This is a genomic window from Bacillus sp. FAU20, assembly GCF_056033865.1.
On the sequence record NZ_JBVYHY010000022.1, the window covers coordinates 297,283 to 312,601 of the forward strand.

Annotated in this window: 18 protein-coding genes; 9 read left to right on the plus strand and 9 right to left on the minus strand. The window is 36.0% G+C overall.

The window, feature by feature from the left end; all coding sequences use genetic code 11:
- Nucleotides 1-11: 11 nt before the first annotated feature.
- Nucleotides 12-857 carry an octanoyl-[GcvH]:protein N-octanoyltransferase gene (gene lipL / locus AC0OM3_RS19795; RefSeq protein ID WP_000071947.1) on the plus strand — a complete coding sequence of 282 codons (846 nt, stop codon included), beginning with the start codon at nt 12-14 and terminating at the stop codon, nt 855-857.
- Between the two features lie 48 nt (nt 858-905).
- On the opposite strand, the gene pta is transcribed toward lipL, so the two are convergent.
- A complete protein-coding gene (pta, locus tag AC0OM3_RS19800; RefSeq protein WP_000067215.1) occupies nt 906-1,877 on the minus strand; it encodes a phosphate acetyltransferase in 972 nt (323 codons plus the stop codon).
- A 255-nt stretch (nt 1,878-2,132) separates the two neighbouring features.
- Here pta and hemQ point away from each other — a divergent pair, with 255 nt between their 5' ends.
- From hemQ to gerQ, 4 genes are all read left to right on the plus strand, one after another.
- Nucleotides 2,133-2,876: a hydrogen peroxide-dependent heme synthase gene (gene hemQ / locus AC0OM3_RS19805; RefSeq protein ID WP_001287595.1), complete on the plus strand. Its 744-nt coding sequence runs from the start codon at nt 2,133-2,135 to the stop codon at nt 2,874-2,876.
- 199 nt (nt 2,877-3,075) lie between these two features.
- Complete coding sequence (locus tag AC0OM3_RS19810; RefSeq protein WP_000722878.1) at nt 3,076-4,347, plus strand: serine hydrolase; 1,272 nt, start codon at nt 3,076-3,078, stop codon at nt 4,345-4,347.
- A 172-nt stretch (nt 4,348-4,519) separates the two neighbouring features.
- Nucleotides 4,520-4,942 (plus strand): cell wall hydrolase CwlJ, encoded by a 423-nt coding sequence (gene cwlJ / locus AC0OM3_RS19815; RefSeq protein WP_000538154.1) that lies wholly within the window; start codon nt 4,520-4,522, stop codon nt 4,940-4,942.
- A gap of 27 nt (nt 4,943-4,969) precedes the next feature.
- Nucleotides 4,970-5,398, plus strand: a complete 429-nt coding sequence (gene gerQ, locus AC0OM3_RS19820; RefSeq protein ID WP_000068651.1) for a spore coat protein GerQ — start codon at nt 4,970-4,972, stop codon at nt 5,396-5,398.
- 31 nt (nt 5,399-5,429) lie between these two features.
- Here gerQ and AC0OM3_RS19825 read toward each other — a convergent pair whose 3' ends face one another.
- The 3 genes from AC0OM3_RS19825 to AC0OM3_RS19835 form a co-directional block, all read right to left on the minus strand.
- Nucleotides 5,430-5,798, minus strand: a complete 369-nt coding sequence (locus AC0OM3_RS19825; RefSeq protein ID WP_000688315.1) for a DUF423 domain-containing protein — start codon at nt 5,796-5,798, stop codon at nt 5,430-5,432.
- A 64-nt stretch (nt 5,799-5,862) separates the two neighbouring features.
- Nucleotides 5,863-6,150 carry a YwdI family protein gene (locus AC0OM3_RS19830; protein WP_001167350.1) on the minus strand — a complete coding sequence of 96 codons (288 nt, stop codon included), beginning with the start codon at nt 6,148-6,150 and terminating at the stop codon, nt 5,863-5,865.
- Between the two features lie 6 nt (nt 6,151-6,156).
- Nucleotides 6,157-7,149 (minus strand): potassium channel family protein, encoded by a 993-nt coding sequence (locus AC0OM3_RS19835; protein WP_474212835.1) that lies wholly within the window; start codon nt 7,147-7,149, stop codon nt 6,157-6,159.
- A 95-nt stretch (nt 7,150-7,244) separates the two neighbouring features.
- Here AC0OM3_RS19835 and AC0OM3_RS19840 point away from each other — a divergent pair, with 95 nt between their 5' ends.
- From AC0OM3_RS19840 to AC0OM3_RS19850, 3 genes are all read left to right on the plus strand, one after another.
- Nucleotides 7,245-8,528, plus strand: a complete 1,284-nt coding sequence (locus AC0OM3_RS19840) for a purine/pyrimidine permease (protein WP_000847032.1) — start codon at nt 7,245-7,247, stop codon at nt 8,526-8,528.
- A gap of 228 nt (nt 8,529-8,756) precedes the next feature.
- Nucleotides 8,757-9,578: a Cof-type HAD-IIB family hydrolase gene (locus AC0OM3_RS19845; RefSeq protein WP_000221382.1), complete on the plus strand. Its 822-nt coding sequence runs from the start codon at nt 8,757-8,759 to the stop codon at nt 9,576-9,578.
- 209 nt (nt 9,579-9,787) lie between these two features.
- A complete protein-coding gene (locus AC0OM3_RS19850; RefSeq protein ID WP_000953396.1) occupies nt 9,788-10,081 on the plus strand; it encodes a DUF3817 domain-containing protein in 294 nt (97 codons plus the stop codon).
- A gap of 41 nt (nt 10,082-10,122) precedes the next feature.
- Here the strand turns inward: AC0OM3_RS19850 and AC0OM3_RS19855 are convergent, their stop codons facing one another.
- From AC0OM3_RS19855 to AC0OM3_RS19875, 5 genes are read right to left on the minus strand one after another with little or no spacing between them, the layout of a single operon-like run.
- Complete coding sequence (locus tag AC0OM3_RS19855; protein ID WP_000432516.1) at nt 10,123-10,800, minus strand: uracil-DNA glycosylase; 678 nt, start codon at nt 10,798-10,800, stop codon at nt 10,123-10,125.
- Between the two features lie 19 nt (nt 10,801-10,819).
- Nucleotides 10,820-11,812, minus strand: a complete 993-nt coding sequence (locus AC0OM3_RS19860; RefSeq protein ID WP_001206477.1) for an ABC transporter permease subunit — start codon at nt 11,810-11,812, stop codon at nt 10,820-10,822.
- Complete coding sequence (locus AC0OM3_RS19865; RefSeq protein WP_000207704.1) at nt 11,805-12,722, minus strand: ABC transporter ATP-binding protein; 918 nt, start codon at nt 12,720-12,722, stop codon at nt 11,805-11,807. Before AC0OM3_RS19865 ends, AC0OM3_RS19860 begins: the two co-directional genes overlap by 8 nt.
- A complete protein-coding gene (locus tag AC0OM3_RS19870; protein ID WP_002164264.1) occupies nt 12,719-13,600 on the minus strand; it encodes an SGNH/GDSL hydrolase family protein in 882 nt (293 codons plus the stop codon). The genes AC0OM3_RS19865 and AC0OM3_RS19870 overlap by 4 nt, the downstream gene beginning before the upstream one ends.
- A gap of 10 nt (nt 13,601-13,610) precedes the next feature.
- Nucleotides 13,611-14,588 carry a LacI family DNA-binding transcriptional regulator gene (locus AC0OM3_RS19875; RefSeq protein WP_474212784.1) on the minus strand — a complete coding sequence of 326 codons (978 nt, stop codon included), beginning with the start codon at nt 14,586-14,588 and terminating at the stop codon, nt 13,611-13,613.
- Nucleotides 14,589-14,685: 97 nt separating this feature from the next.
- Here AC0OM3_RS19875 and AC0OM3_RS19880 point away from each other — a divergent pair, with 97 nt between their 5' ends.
- Nucleotides 14,686-15,312 carry a YczE/YyaS/YitT family protein gene (locus AC0OM3_RS19880; RefSeq protein ID WP_163051024.1) on the plus strand — a complete coding sequence of 209 codons (627 nt, stop codon included), beginning with the start codon at nt 14,686-14,688 and terminating at the stop codon, nt 15,310-15,312.
- Nucleotides 15,313-15,319 lie beyond the last annotated feature (7 nt).

The following is a 15,319-nucleotide window of genomic DNA, read 5'->3' on the forward strand; positions in this document are numbered from 1 at the left end:
GGGTTAGTTATATGAGCAATTCCCGTTCCATTTTATCTCAGCCAGAGTGGCGCATTGTAGATCAATCTAGTTTGGGACCAACATTCCATGCACTTCAGTCATTCGCAATGGATGACACATTATGCACAAGCATTGGAAATGGCAAGTCAGCCGCAACAATGCGTTCTTGGGTTCATCACAATACAATTGTCCTTGGTATTCAAGATTCACGCCTTCCGCATTTAGAAGAAGGTATTTCTTTTTTAAAACAAAACAACTTCAATGTTATTGTTCGTAATTCTGGCGGGCTTGCAGTCGTGCTTGATGAAGGTGTTTTAAACGTATCACTTTTATTCCAAGAAACAGAAAAAGGTATCGATATTGATCTTGGATACGATACGATGTGGCATTTGATTAAGGAGATGTTAAAGGATTACGACGTTACTATCGAAGCAAAAGAAATTGTCGGCTCTTACTGTCCTGGTAGTTATGATTTAAGTATTCGCGATCAAAAATTCGCTGGTATTTCACAACGTCGTATTCGCGGCGGTGTCGCTGTCCAAATTTATCTTTGTGCTACAGGAAGTGGCTCTGAGCGTGCCGCACTCGTTCGTGATTTCTACAACCTAGCAATTCAAGGGGAAGAAACACGCTTTACGTACCCTGAAATTGTACCAAGTACGATGGCCTCACTCTCAGAATTACTTGACGAAACCATTACAGTACAAGATTTAATGATGCGTCTTTTAAAAACATTGCAGCAATTCGCTCCAAAGTTAACTCCATCTCAATTAACAATAGATGAGATTCCTTTATATGAGACGAATTTACAACGTATTATTGATCGTAATAATAAAGCACTTGGCTTAGAAAAATAAAGACCGTCGCTATAATAGCGACGGTCTTTATTTCAATTCATTATAGAATTAAAGTGCTTGAGCTGCTGTAATTAAAGCTAACTTGTACACTTCTTCTTCGTTACATCCACGAGATAGGTCATTTACAGGCATGTTTAAGCCTTGTAAGATTGGTCCTACTGCTTCGAAGTTACCTAAACGTTGAGCGATTTTGTAGCCGATATTACCAGCTTCTAAGCTTGGGAATACGAATACGTTAGCATCACCTTTAATTGTAGAACCTGGAGCTTTTTTCTCAGCTACAGATGGTACGAATGCAGCATCGAATTGGAATTCTCCATCTAAAGTTAACTCAGGAGCCATTTCTTTTGCAATGCGAGTTGCTTCTACAACTTTTTCTGTTTCTGGAGATTTCGCAGAACCTTTTGTAGAGAAGCTTAACATAGCAACGCGTGGATCAATGCCGAATAACTCAGCAGTTTTCGCACTTTCGATACCGATTTCAGCTAAATCTTGGCTGTTTGGTGCAATGTTAATTGCGCAATCAGCGAATACATATTTCTCTTCTTCACGTACCATAATGAATACGCCAGAAGTTTTTGTAACGCCTGGTTTTGTTTTAATAATTTGAAGTGCTGGACGAACTGTATCAGCTGTAGAGTGAGCTGCACCACTTACTAAACCGTGTGCTTTTCCCATGTATACAAGCATTGTACCGAAGTAGTTTTCGTCTTTAAGGATTTTGCGAGCGTCTTCTTCAGTTGCTTTACCTTTACGGCGTTCAACGAAAGATGCTACCATTGCATCCATTTCTTCGTATGTAGCTGGGTCGTAAATATCAACGCCTGCTAATGTTAAATTCATGCTAGCAGCTTTTGCGCTAATTTCTTCCTTATTACCAACTAAGATTGGTTTTACTAACTCTTCTTTTGCTAAACGCTCTGCAGCGCCTAAAATTCTTTCATCAGTTCCTTCAGGAAGTACGATAGAAATGCCTTTTCCTTGAACTTTTTCTTTTACTGTTGTAAATAAGTTGCTCACGAATAAACCCTCCTACATATGTTAAAAATACTCTATCTTTAAGAATACTGCTTTTCTTCTATATTTTAAACTTATAGCTCCCAAAAAATAGATAAAATAAAAATGATTATATTTTCATAAAATTCAGCCGTTAAATTCAACTTGCTTAAACACTTAAATGTGACAATTTTATGCGCCAAGGTTTTATATAGATGATTTTAAAACTATATATGCTATAGTTAACGTGTAAAACTATCATTAACTGAGGTGAATAGAATGAGTGAAGCAACAACAACGTTAGATGGCTGGTATTGTTTACATGATTTACGTTCTATTGATTGGGCTGCATGGAAAACATTATCTAGCGACGAACGCGGACAAGCAGTGTCTGAATTTTTAAATGTCGTTGAAAAATGGAACGAAGTAGCTACTGCGAAAAAAGGTAGTCACGCAATGTATACAGTTGTTGGCCAAAAAGCTGATATTATGCTTATGATTTTACGTCCAACAATGGAAGAGTTAAATGAAATTGAGACAGAATTGAATAAAACAACTTTAGCTGAATATATGGTTCCTGCATATTCTTACGTATCTGTTGTTGAATTAAGCAACTATCTTCCAGCTGATGAGGATCCATACCAAAACCCACAAATTTTAGCTCGCTTATATCCTGAATTGCCGAAAGCAAATCATATTTGCTTCTATCCAATGGATAAGCGTCGCCAAGGTGATGACAACTGGTACATGCTTCCTATGGAAGAGCGTAAAAAAATGATGTACAGTCATAGTAAAATTGGTCGTCAATATGCAGGTAAAGTACGCCAAGTGATTTCAGGATCTGTTGGATTCGACGATTTCGAATGGGGCGTAACATTATTCGCTGACGATGTTCTTCAATTTAAAAAACTTATATATGAAATGCGCTTCGATGAAGTAAGTGCTCGTTATGGTGAATTTGGAACATTCTTCGTTGGAAACATTTTACCAGACGAAAAAGTAGAGAAATTTTTACACATATAAATGGTGAAAAGGAACGAATTTCGTTCCTTTTTTTATTCTTCTCTATATTTATCCTCAAAAATCTCCTTTTTTCTGCACTTTTGAAGAAAAACCGACATTTTTTCAAATTTATTGTAAAATTGTAACCTTTTTATATGTAAAGATATGCTAAAATGATACGAGCTATATGCTAAATAACGATGCGAAGGTGATAATCTATATGAAAAAAATCTTGTCTATTTTACTATTGCTTGTATTGTCAATTTCTTCCTTAAGAGTAACAACATCCCATGCGGAAGAAAAAATACATATTGAGGCGGCGGCTGCACTTTTATTTGATGCAGATACAGGAAAAATACTTCACGAGCAAAATCCAGATGAATTGCTAGCTATTGCTAGTATGTCAAAATTAATTGTTGTTTATGCTGTTTTAGAAGCAATTAAAGAAGGAAAAATCACATGGGATACGAAAGTAAATATTTCTGATTACGCTTATGAAGTCTCTCGTAATAATGAATTCTCTAATGTACCGTTCGAAAAAGGACGTCAATATACTGTAAAAGAATTATATCATTCTATTGTTATATTCTCTGCAAATGGATCTAGTATCGCTTTAGCAGAACTTCTTGCAGGAAGTGAGAAAAACTTCTTAAATCTTGCAAATGAACATGCTAAAAAGCTAGGATTAAAGAAATATAAATTTGTAAACGCTACTGGCTTAAATAACGCTGACTTAAAAGGAAAACATCCTGAGGGAACTGATCTAAATGCAGAAAACTCTATGTCAGCTCGTGATATGGGTATGCTTTCAAAAGCAATGATTACAAAGTATCCAGAAATGCTAGAGGATACAAAACAAAGATTTAGAAACTTCCCAGACAATCATCCAAAACCAATTCGTATGGAAAACTGGAATTGGATGTTACCAGGAGCTGCTTTCGCTTATGAAGGTACTGATGGTTTAAAAACCGGAAGTTCTGATACAGCTGGATACGGATTTACTATTACTGCTAAACGTGGTGATGTACGTCTTATCTCAGTTATTATTAAAACAAAATCAATGGATGAACGTTTCACAGAATCTCGTGAATTAATCGAATATGGATTTAATAACTTTGAAAAACAAAAACTAAAAGTTAATAAGAACAATACAATCTCTGTAGTAAAAGGGAAAGAAGACCAAGTAACTGTTGCACCCGAAAAAGAAATAACAGTAATTGCGAAAAAAGGTAGCAAAGAGCCTTATAAAATTGGGACTGAATTAGATAAATCTCTTGCTGAAGATGGACATTTAGTTGCTCCTACTAAGAAAGATGCCAAAGTAGGCTCAATTACTTTAGAATCAACTGATAAATATGGTTTCTTAGACGGTAGTAAAAGTATGAAAGTTACTGCAAAAACGACAGAGGAAGTTGAAAAAGCAAATTGGTTTGTGTTAACAATGCGCTCTATTGGTGATTTCTTCTCAAACTTATGGTCTAAAGTTTTTTAATAAAAAAGCTGGCTCACGCTAGCTTTTTTATTTTCCACTCTCAATGTAAAACTTCGTTTGGTTGTCATATCTGAGTCCTTTTCCTCATACGTATGAACTAGTAATTGTTACACACTTCATCTAGAGATAAACCTCTTTCCAAAAGGTATTACAAAAAGAGAGGTGACACATAATGGGCGTTATTGCTTATAACGAAGCAGATGTAAAGTTGTTAGCTAGACTGATGCGTGCTGAAGCCGAAGGAGAAGGGCAACAAGGAATGTTAATGGTCGGAAACGTTGGGGTAAATCGTGTCCGCGGAAATTGTTTAGACTTTAAAAGCATTCGTAATTTACGTCAAATGGTTTATCAAAACCCCGGCGGTTTTGAAGCAACGCAAAAAGGATATTTTTATCAACGGGCACGTGAACAAGATATTGCCCTGGCGAGACGGACCATTCAAGGGCAACGTTTTTGGCCTGCCAATTTTGCCTTATGGTTCTTTAGACCTGAGGGTGCATGTCCGCCAACTTGGTATAACCAACAAAACTCTGGTCGCTTCAAAAAACACTGCTTCTTCCAACCATCTGGCGAAGACTGTCCTAGCGTATATTAAGAGATGAAAATGAGGAGGGATTTTTGAATGGCACAGCAACAAAATCCGTACTATGGAACAGGTTTTTATCAACCATCTGGAACTTATGTACAACCGCAACAAATGACTCAACAACAACAGCAAGCAATGCAACAACAATCAGCTCAAGCTGCACAAGCTCAATATGCAATTTCTCAAGGCATGTTACCTCTAGAGCAATCCTATATTGAAAATATCCTTCGCTTAAACAAAGGTAAGCAAGCTACGGTTGTAATGACTTATGAACGTGGCAGTTCCCTTGGTACACAATCTTATACAGGTATTATTGAAGCGGCTGGCCGTGACCATATCGTTATTAGTGAACCACAATCAGGAAAACGCTATTTACTACTAATGATTTACTTAGATTACGTAGAATTTCCAGAGGAAATTACGTATTTACCTAGTCAACAAGCAACTTATGCTCCAAGACCATAACAAAAGCTGGCATATGCCAGCTTTTGTTTTTTTATAATCCTTTTACAACTGCAGTTCCGACTAAAATCCATGCCACAATAAATGCTACACCACCAAGAGGTGTAATTGGACCAAAGAACTTAATGCCTGTCGTACTTAATGCATACAAACTACCTGAGAACATAATAATCCCAGCTACCATTAGCCAACCAGCAGTAGTTAAAAGTGATGATTGGACCTTATCCATTAATAAAGCAACTACGAATAGTCCACCTGCATGAAACATTTGATATGTAACGCCTGTTTTCCACACTTCTAACATTTTTGCAGAAATTTTATTTTCTAAACCGTGTGCTCCAAAGGCCCCTAACGCAACAGATAGCCCCGCTGCAATACAACCTAGTAAAAAGAAAATTTTCATCTTAATTCCCCTTTTTTACCTTTATCATAAGCAATTTTTGCATATAAGCCAAACGATTTATCTTCTAAAAATCAAATAAAGAATTACCGTTTGCATCACTTTCTTTTATATATACTGGCTCCCCAGAAACAGGTGCAATTGGTTGCATAGTTGTTACTGGTTGTGATCCAATTACTTTCGATGGAATTTGTGGTTCTCTATATGTAGATGTTTCAACTTGTTCATCTAATAATAAGTCACATAAAGCGCGCACAACTAATAAATGTTCTTTTGACTTTTGTCCTTCACTACTTTTTGCCTTCGCAATTTCATTCGCCATTTTATTTAAAATCTTGTCGCTAGATATTTGCATTCCTTATCACCTCGTACTTTGTAATTCTTTCTCGAATTGTCCCAGTTTCTCTACTGAACCAAATACTATTATCATATCACGTTCTTTCAATTTTTCCTGCCCCGCTGAATTATGTATAATATTACCATTTCTTAAAATCGCTAATATTGTTACATCAAACTGATTCCTTACATTACTCTCTAGTAACGATTTACCAACTAATATTGAATCTTTTCCAACTAGAATTTCTTCAATGACAAATGACTGTTCCACTCCATACAACACTGTATCAATATAATGAACGGTTAATGGATTGGCAATACCTTTTGCGATATGAATACCTGCCATACTAGATGGATTAATAACCTTATTTGCACCAGCACGCCTTAATTTCTCTTCAGTTTCTGGCTTTTCAGATCTCGCCACAATTTTAATCGTATCGTTTAATCCTCTGGCTGTTAATGTAATAAATACATTTTCGGCATCATTTGCAACAATAGCAACTAAACCAGCTGCTTCTAAAATTCCGGCATTATGTAATACTTGATCTTCCGTTGCATCTCCATGTACAAATAAAAGCTTTTCCTGCCCCGATATACTTTCATCTTTATCAACAACGACAAATGGAATATTCTTTTCTTGCAATTCATGTACAACTTGAAGCCCCACTCTACCGCAACCACATACTATAATATGATTTTTCAACTGCGCTATTTGTTTATCCATCTTCTTCCTCCGTACTGCATGAAATAAATTCCCTTCAATAATCATAGCTGCCACTACCCCAATTGCATACGTAACAATACCTACGCCAACAGGAATAATAAGGAGCGCAAATACTTTCCCCGCTTGCGTTACAGGAACGGCATCCCCGTATCCAACAGTCAATACAGTAATCATCGTCATCCAAAATGCTTGAAACAAACTAATCTCTTCGATCGTCATAAATCCTATCGTTCCTAGAATTACAACAAAAGTCATACATATAACTGCTATCCATAATTGCTTACGTGCATTCATACCTTGTTTCAACTCTTTTCTCTATCTACAATCTTTGCCAGTGGAAATAAAATACGTATATACTAGATACGGAATCTATGAAAGAGGTTGATATAATGAAGACATTTCTTTCCGCCTTACAATGGGCACTATTTATTTTAGCTGGAAGCCTTATTGTACCAATTAGTGTCGCAACTAGTTATGGTCTTGATGGGGCTGAAGCTATCGCATTCGTACAAAGAACGTTATTTGTTCTAGGCTTTGCTGGTCTCTTGCAAGCTATATTTGGGCATAAACTCCCTATTCAAGAAGGTCCTGCTGGCCTTTGGTGGGGAATTTTCTCCCTTTACGCAAGTTTAGGTGTCGTATTATTTGGATCCAGCAATGAGACACTTAAAGTTCTTCAATATGCTTTCTTATTAAGCGGTATTATTTGTATTATTCTTAGCGTTTTTGGACTTATTGATAAACTTGTTCGCTATTTTACACCGACAGTCATTGGAACGTATTTATTTCTTCTTGTCGCGCAGCTTAGTGGCTCCTTCTTAAAGGGAATGTTTGGCCTTGATGGAAAACATACAGAAGTACAACCTAACGTATTTATTCTTTCACTCATTGTTATTTTACTATCCTTTTTCATCATGAAGCTACCTATTATTGGACAATATTCCGTTCTTTTCAGTATCATATGCGGCTGGATATTATTCGCATGCTTCGGATTATCTAATCCAATAACACCAGTGACAGACATAATCCGTTTTCCGTCCTTATTTGTTTTCGGAATGCCTCGTGTTGAATGGAATATGGTAATTACAGTCATTTTCGTTACACTCTTACTTCTAACAAATATGTTAGCAAGTATTCGCGTTGTACAAAAGGTTGTCTCTAAATATGAAGAAAATGCTGCATCAGATCGTTTTAAACAAGCTGGCATTATAACAGGAATCAACCAATTGCTAGGCGGCCTGTTTTCAGCTATTGGGCCTGTCGCTATTTCTGGATCAGCAGGTTTTATTGCAACGACTAATATTTATAAACGTCTCCCGTTTATATTAGGGTCAAGCTTTATTATTGTCGTTAGTATATTTCCAAAGATTACTTCATTCTTTGCAGCAATCCCTGTTGCAGTTGGTTATGCCGCTATTTATCCTGTATTCGCAAGCATGATTGGCCTCGCCTTTCGAGAATACGAAACTGTCCAGGATAAAGAACGATTATTTAAAGTAGCCGGTCTTTCAATCTTTACAGGAGTCGGAGTTATGTTTGTTCCAGCAGGAGCATATTCCACACTTCCACCATTTCTAGCATCGTTTTTAAGTAATGGTCTCGTTCTTGGATCTGTAATGGCAATCTTGCTAGAAATACTATTTTCTCGTTCCACAGCAAAACAAATATCGTAAATTGGAAAACTTCCATTATTGCACTCTACCTTTAGAGTTGTTACGATAAAATCAAACTTGAATCATTGGGGTTTTATTCATCCCCAATGATTATTAACCAATATTATGAGCAACACACTCATAATAATTTATCTACTTCTTTTCAAAGAGGTTTGATGTCTTACTATTATTCCTCAACATCTTCATGAACATGTATTTTGATTTCAATTAAAGAAAGGAATTTTCTATATGACTTATAAAATGATTGTTTTAGATTTAGATGATACTTTATTACGTGATGACCATACTATTTCACCTCGTACGAAAGAAGCGTTAATGACTGCACAAGAGCAAGGGGTAAAGGTTGTACTTGCTTCTGGACGTCCAACGTTTGGTATGCGCAATGTAGCCAAAGAGCTTCGTTTAGAAGAATACGGCAGTTTCATTCTATCTTTTAATGGTGCAAAAATTATTAACTGTAAAACAAACGAAGAAATCTTTAGTAGTACGCTATCTCCTGAAATCGTTCACAACCTATTTGAAATTAGTAAAACTGAAGATGTATGGATTCATACTTATATGGGCGATGATATCGTAACGGAAGAAAATAATCCTTATACTGAAATTGAGGGCGATATTACTGGTATGCCAATTGTTGTAGTAGATGACTTTAAAGCCGCAGTTAAAGAGCCTGTAGTAAAAGTATTAATGAATAAAGAGGCTGAACGCCTTGTTGAAGTTGAAAAGAAACTACAAAAACAACTAGAAGGCCAATTAAGCGTGATGCGTTCGAAACCATTCTTCTTAGAATTTACAGAAGCCGGTGTTACAAAAGGAACGAGCTTAAACAAACTGATTCAAAAGCTTGGCATTAAGCGTGAAGAAGTTATCGCAATGGGCGATAGCTATAACGACCAAGCAATGATTGAATTTGCTGGTCTTGGCGTTGCAATGGGCAATGCACCTGATGATATTAAAGAAATTGCAAACTACGTAACAGATACAAATATGAACGATGGTGTTGCAAAAGTTGTAGAGAAATTCGTTTTAAAAACGGATGTACTTGTTTAATATTTTCATTCACAAAACCTATTTGAAGTCAAATACTTCAAATAGGTTTTTATTTAAATTCTCATGCTTTTGTGACTATATTTTGAACTTTGCACTATTCTCGTAGTGTAAACTTTCTTTTTGTATATAATGAAACAAAATAGACTATTTTATTTTGAAAAAGAATACAAATTTACTATATACAAGCATACGTTAAAGGAGGCTACTTTATGTTATCTACACCAATCGGACGATTAAGAGCAATTGGACTAGTTGAGGGTATTTCTTTCCTATTACTATTATTTGTAGCAATGCCATTAAAATATTTCGCAGGATTTGCAACAGCTGTTAAAATTACAGGCATGGCTCATGGTGTTCTATTTATTCTATTCATCTTTGCAGTAATTCAAGTAACAATCGTACACCGTAAATCAATTTTATGGGCACTTGGAGCATTCGTTTCATCAGTTATCCCATTTGGTACTTTTGTACTAGATGCAAAATTAAAGAACGAGCAACAATGATAATAAAAAGGTAGTTAACGACTGTTAACTACCTTTTCTATTTATAAATTTGGAATTTCCCAATCAATTTCTCTTTCGCCCATATTAGCTAAAATCGTATTTACTTTAGAATATGGCTTACTACCAAAGAAACCACGTCTTGCCGATAATGGGCTTGGATGTACAGATTCGATAATATGATGATTCGGATTCGTAATTAACTTCTTCTTCGCCTGCGCATGGCGCCCCCACAATATGAAAATAACTGGCTTTTCACGTTCGTTCAACAGTTCAATTACACGATCTGTGAAGTGCTCCCATCCTTTTCCCTTATGAGAATTTGCTTCGCCTTCACGAACTGTTAATACGGTATTTAGTAGTAATACTCCTTGTTCCGCCCATTTTACTAAATAACCGTTATTCGGGATTTCATAACCATATTCATCTCGAAGTTCTTTATACATATTTAACAATGATGGTGGTGTTTTAACACCAGGTTGTACAGAAAAGCTTAAACCATGCGCTTGATTCGGTCCATGATATGGATCTTGTCCTAAAATAACAACCTTTGTATTTTCATAACTTGTATACTGAAGAGCGTTAAAGATATCTTCTACCTTCGGATAAACAACATGCATGCTGTATTCTTCTGTCAAAAAACTGGATAGAGTAAGATAGTACTCTTTCTCGAATTCTGGTGCCAATAGTGGCTCCCAATCATTCTTTAAAACATTTTCCATACTGTCACTTCCTGTCTAATTAATTCACCATATCCTGTCTTGTAAATACTACGAACGAAATAACAAGAGAAACAACTGCCCAAACAGTTAAATTCATCAAAGAAAACCCCATCGATAAACCTTGTAATGCAGGTAATTTTCCTGATAAATAATCCGTTAATGATAAATTCACACTAAAAATATACTTGGCGCCTTCCCAAGATGTTGCGAACGAGCTTAAAATACCGCCTGCAATTAATGCAGCTAGCATAACGCCCATACCAGCTGGTGTATTACGAATTAAAACAGAGACCATAAATGATATAGTTCCAACAACGATAGCAACAAACCAGGCTAGTCCATACGCCATTAAGATGTATTGCCACTGCGGAATAAGATGTACAAAGTTCGTATTTAACGTTTCCTTATCAATGACGAATCCTGTTAAAACAGGTAAATTCCATCCCGAGTACCCAAATACAAGCCCTGATAATATGTAAGCAAACAAACCTACAAGAAACAGTATGAGCGAAATGAAAAATAACATCGTCACGTATTTACTAAGGAGTATTTTCCAGCGCCGAATCGGCCGCGTAAGTAACATCTTCATCGTCCCATCACTTCGTTCTCCTGAAACGATATCAATGGCGACAATCATTACGAGAAGCGGAATAAATAACGTAATTCCTTGTTCAATAAATGCTCTGACAAAAGTCGGTGCACCCGGTGCCATCGGGTTAATATCATGATCTAAATAATATTGTTGTTGCTCAACTCTTACCTTTAACCAATCACGCCATTCTTCTGGCAACCTAGAATTGTTCAATCGATTTTGAGAATCAACAATTTGCTGTTGTAATGAAACCTTCCAATCAGTTGTACCGAGTCTTTTTTGTGTCGTTTCTATTTCACGATACTGCGCGTACACAAAAAGCGGGATCAAGATTGCTAAAATAAGCATGACAACAAAAATACGTTTCTTGCGGTAAATCTTTTCTGATTCATTTAAAACTAGATTCGCAAATTCACGCATGCTGCTCACCCCTTGTGAGTTCAATAAATAAATCTTCTAGCGTAAATATGAGCTCCTTAACGCTATGTACATCTATTTCATTTTCAACAAAGTGTTTATTCCAACTACTTATAGATGCAATATCCATGCGGCATAGTAATCGCTCGCCTTCTACACTCACTTCTCTTATTTCCTCGGCCGCTTCTAGCATATCTTTCGCCTTAGAAATCGGTGTAACAATCCATTCTACACGATCGCTTGCTGTTTTAATTAATTCTTCAACCTTGGCAACTGTTATCATCTTTCCTTTATGAATAATAGCAACGCGATCGCATATCATTTGCACTTCACTTAGCAAGTGACTTGAAATAAACACGCTCATATTTTCTTCTTTTACAAGCTTATGTATAAATTCCCTAAGTTCTCTAATCCCTGCTGGATCTAAACCATTCGTTGGCTCATCTAATATGAGCAATTTTGGATTCCCAAGGAGCGCCTGCGCAATTCCAAGGCGTTGTTTCATACCAAGTGAGTACGTTTTTACCTTGTCATGAATTCTTTCATCTAAATGAACCATTTCAGCAATTTCAATAATACGTTCATCTGATATATCACCTAACATACGAGCAAATTGCTTTAAATTTTCCCATCCCGTTAAATATGTGTACAGTTCTGGGTTTTCAACGATACTCCCAATTTGACGCATCGCTTCTCTGAAATTTTCCTTAATCGAATAACCACCGATAGAAATCGTACCTTCTGTCGCCTTAATCAATCCGACTAACATTCGAATGGTAGTCGTCTTTCCAGCACCATTTGGTCCTAAGAACCCGAACACTTCTCCTTGCTTTACATCAAAGGAAATATTCTCTACAAGAGTCTTCTTTCCAATTATCTTCTTCAAGTCTCGTACAGAAAGTATCGTCGTCATTTTACCCCTCCTTGTTCTAGTTTTAATTTACTTACAACGTTTTGAACTAAACGTTCTGCCATATACGTATAACCTACTTCGTTCGGATGAAAATGATCAGAGTATAATAAATCTTTCCCGCGGTTTTGGAATAAATCAAATGTCGGTGTAATATACACATTTTTATCGTTTAGCGCTAACTTCTCTAAAGATGCATTCCAGTCCACAACAATGTTTGAAGACCCTTTTAAATCTTCTACATCTTCAAAAGGATTGTATAAACCAAGCCAAAAAATCGGACTATCTGTATTTAATTTACGAATTTCTTCTATAATTTTCTTTGCTTCATTTTGAAATGTTTCTGTGTCAGGACGATACGTCTCTAAATCTATTTTCCCAAGCGATTCCCAGCCCGGGAACAAATCATTCCCACCAATCGTTAACACGATTACATCTGCTTGCTTAATTGAATATTTAGCGCCATTACTTTCAATTTGTTTTAATAAATCGGGCATTTTTGCACCACTAACTGCTAAATTTGTTAATGCAATTTTTTGCTTATAATCTTTTTGTAAATCCTCTTTCATTCGCCCAACATAACCAATTCCTTCTTTATCACCAACGCCACGCGTTAATGAATCACCTAAACTAACGATTTGTAATGTTCCCGTTTTCCTTTTCTCTTTTGCTACTACATCGGTCTTTTTAATTAAATTTGAAGCTTTTGGATTTAATACATCATTTACACCTGAAACAAAGCCATATGCAAATAAACAGAAAGATGCAATTGTAATGAGTAGAATTACTTTTACTACTTTTGATCTCATATCAAAACCCCTTTTAGCCCTCATAGATTGTCCATAATTATACCAAACGAAATTTTGAAAAGCGATTCTCACACCTTCTCAATTATGTCGTTTCTCTATCTACTAACTCTGGTAATAACTCTATATGCTTCACATCTAATTTCTCTTCACTAATCTTTTCATATAATAATTCAAACGCTCTCATTCCAACGTTTTTACTAGAATGCGAAATCGTCGTTATACCCAATATATCTGCCACCTCTTGATCATCACACCCGATAATCGTAATATCACCCGGAATACGAATTCCTTGTTTTTTTGCTTCTGTAACCATCCCCGCTGCAATATGGTTACAAGATACAAGGAACGCCGTCGGTTTTACTGACATATGAGCCCATTCTCTAATTACATTGCGTCCATCTTCCACTGTAAAACAACCCTCAAATTTCCAGGTCTCTAACGGTGTTACGGTACTCTGTTGAAGCGAATCTTCATACGCCTTCTTTCGTCTTTGGCTATTAACGCTATTACTTCTTCCAATACAATATCCAATACGTGTATGACCGGTATCTATTAAGCTTTTCATCCCATGTGAAAATACTTTGTAGTAATCGATATGGACACTTGAAATGCATTTTGAATCTATTTCTTCACACATAACAATCGGGCCGAATTTCGTATATTCTTCAAGCTTCTCCTTACTATTTGCCCGAGAACAAATAATAACCCCATCAAGCTTTTTCATTTTTAACATATTTAAAATTTCTAGTTCTCTTTCTTCGCTATAATTCGTCTGGCAAAGCATCATATTATAATTATTCTTTGCTGTTTCCTTCGATATTCCTTCAATAATAGCGCTATAATATTGATCATTTACGTGCGGTAATAAAACGCCAATTACATTCGTTTTTCCCTTCACTAAATGAATTGCATTCACATTTTGCATATAATTTAATTCTTCTATAATTGCTAAAATTTCTTTTCGTTTCTGTTCATTCACATAAGGATGATTATTTAGTACACGTGAAACAGTTGAAATAGATACCCCAGCAAGTTCAGCAATCTTTCTTATATTTGTCATCTCATTTTCCCCTTCTCACAAAAATTCTCCCTTGACCTGGTAAGCTTTCCACAATATATCCTTTCCTAGCAAATACATTTTGAAAGGATATACAACTATGTTTCGATTCAAATTAGAATATATATTTTTCATTGGCGGTCTACTCATTCTCGCCATCGGTATTAATATGATGACGACCATTACTTCCTTTGGACTTAGCCCTTATGATTCCTTCTTTATTGCACTATATCAAAATTTCGGGATAAGTATAGGTTTTTGGATTTTCATGATTAACTTCGCTTTTACACTTATCGTACTCTTTTGGAATAAAAAACAAATAACAATTGGTACTATCGTAACGATGGTTCTTATTTCTCTTTTTGTTGATTGGATTGGTTCCACTACAACTATTATGGATGCTATCCGCTCTCTTCCAAAATATATAACACTTATTTGCGGAAATCTATTTGTTGGAGCTGGAATTGGCCTTTACGTCTCTGCGAACCTTTGCCCAGCACCTCAAGAAGCTTTCGTTTTAACGGTTGCTGAGAAGAAAAAATGGACGTTTAGAAGAACAGAGATTTCATTAGCCTTTTTATTTTTAACGCTAAGCTTTTTATTAGATGGACCTATCTATTTTGGAACAATCATCTTATCCTTTACAACAGGCTGGATTATCCAAGCATTTATTCAAGTTGGTACGCAGATTTTAAATAGAAAAGAGCCTATTAAGCATGCTGCTTAATAGGCTC

Bases quoted from the DNA above. Each gene is read 5' to 3' on its own strand.
- lipL (WP_000071947.1), top strand. From the start codon at position 12: ATGAGCAATTCCCGTTCCATTTTATCTCAGCCAGAGTGGCGCATTGTA.
- hemQ (WP_001287595.1), top strand. From the start codon at position 2,133: ATGAGTGAAGCAACAACAACGTTAGATGGCTGGTATTGTTTACATGAT.
- AC0OM3_RS19810 (WP_000722878.1), top strand. From the start codon at position 3,076: ATGAAAAAAATCTTGTCTATTTTACTATTGCTTGTATTGTCAATTTCT.
- cwlJ (WP_000538154.1), top strand. From the start codon at position 4,520: ATGGGCGTTATTGCTTATAACGAAGCAGATGTAAAGTTGTTAGCTAGA.
- gerQ (WP_000068651.1), top strand. From the start codon at position 4,970: ATGGCACAGCAACAAAATCCGTACTATGGAACAGGTTTTTATCAACCA.
- AC0OM3_RS19825 (WP_000688315.1), bottom strand. From the start codon at position 5,798: ATGAAAATTTTCTTTTTACTAGGTTGTATTGCAGCGGGGCTATCTGTT.
- AC0OM3_RS19830 (WP_001167350.1), bottom strand. From the start codon at position 6,150: ATGCAAATATCTAGCGACAAGATTTTAAATAAAATGGCGAATGAAATT.
- AC0OM3_RS19835 (WP_474212835.1), bottom strand. From the start codon at position 7,149: ATGAATGCACGTAAGCAATTATGGATAGCAGTTATATGTATGACTTTT.
- AC0OM3_RS19840 (WP_000847032.1), top strand. From the start codon at position 7,245: ATGAAGACATTTCTTTCCGCCTTACAATGGGCACTATTTATTTTAGCT.
- AC0OM3_RS19845 (WP_000221382.1), top strand. From the start codon at position 8,757: ATGACTTATAAAATGATTGTTTTAGATTTAGATGATACTTTATTACGT.
- AC0OM3_RS19850 (WP_000953396.1), top strand. From the start codon at position 9,788: ATGTTATCTACACCAATCGGACGATTAAGAGCAATTGGACTAGTTGAG.
- AC0OM3_RS19855 (WP_000432516.1), bottom strand. From the start codon at position 10,800: ATGGAAAATGTTTTAAAGAATGATTGGGAGCCACTATTGGCACCAGAA.
- AC0OM3_RS19860 (WP_001206477.1), bottom strand. From the start codon at position 11,812: ATGCGTGAATTTGCGAATCTAGTTTTAAATGAATCAGAAAAGATTTAC.
- AC0OM3_RS19865 (WP_000207704.1), bottom strand. From the start codon at position 12,722: ATGACGACGATACTTTCTGTACGAGACTTGAAGAAGATAATTGGAAAG.
- AC0OM3_RS19875 (WP_474212784.1), bottom strand. From the start codon at position 14,588: ATGACAAATATAAGAAAGATTGCTGAACTTGCTGGGGTATCTATTTCA.
- AC0OM3_RS19880 (WP_163051024.1), top strand. From the start codon at position 14,686: ATGTTTCGATTCAAATTAGAATATATATTTTTCATTGGCGGTCTACTC.